1 protein-coding gene is annotated in these 997 nt (G+C 40.3%); it reads left to right on the top strand.

Annotation, left to right across the window (positions count from 1 at the left end; translation table 11 throughout):
- Nucleotides 1-873 (top strand): AEC family transporter (locus ACRCJ0_RS15280; protein ID WP_431391054.1); only part of this gene is annotated, 873 nt, incomplete at its 5' end.
- Between the last annotated feature and the right edge of the window lie 124 nt (nt 874-997).

Raw genomic sequence — 997 nt, 5'->3', positions numbered from 1 at the left:
CAATTTTTTGCTCAAGCGGGGATGATTAAACAAGAATCCTTTCAAGACTTTAACAAAGCCTTATTTAAAATTTTGCTACCAATCAACTTATTCACCAATATTTATAAGTCTGATTTCAAGCAATCATTCAACGGCTATGCCTTGACCTATATCCTTGTCATCGCTTTGACCCTATACTTTATTCTAGCCTTTATTATTCCAAAGGTATCCGATGACCGGACCCGTTACGGGGTGATGCTACAGGGGTCAGTCAGAGCTAACGCCATCCTATTTGGTTTACCCTTGGGGACATCTCTATTAGGTGAAGAAAATATGGGGATGGTGACTATTACCTTGGCCATCATCGTGCCGTTCTGGAATATCATGTCGGTCGTCGGTTTTTCTTTATATTCAGAAGATAAGGTATCTTTTAAACAGATGGGTAGAAGTATTATCACGAACCCAATGGTGATTGCCACGTTCATTGGTTTGATTGTTGTCTTACTGGGTCTACAATTTCCAGAAGCCATCAATACTTCTTTAACCAACATTAACCGAATGGTATCGCCGCTTGCCTTGATGGTCATGGGTGGGACTTTCTCTTTTAAATTGAAAGATGTCGATTTTGCCTTAATCTTTACGGTAGCCAATAAATTGATTATTATTCCTTTAATCGGAATCACCCTCGGTGCTATTCTAGGTTTTAGAGGGGATGCAATCGTTTCTATCCTGATTGCATTCGCTGGGCCAACGGCTGTGTCGTCTTATGCTCAAGCCATTGCAGCGGACGGAGACGGGGACTTAGCCAACCAAACAGTGGTGTTTACAACCATCTTTTCTATGATTACCTTGGTATTCTTGATTACCTTGATGAAAACATTTGGTTTATTCTAATAAAACAGTAAGTAAAAACCCCCTAAGTCGCGGAACTTAGGGGGTTTTATGTATTAATGAGCGTCTTGTAGTAGGATGAGTTGGGCAATTAGAAGTCTAATTTTGCCCAAGCTGTTTCTAAGGT

The organism is Aerococcus sp. L_32 (assembly GCF_050689315.1).
Note: the sequence above shows the minus strand (reverse complement) of the source record. Positions and strands in the feature narration are given on the sequence as shown.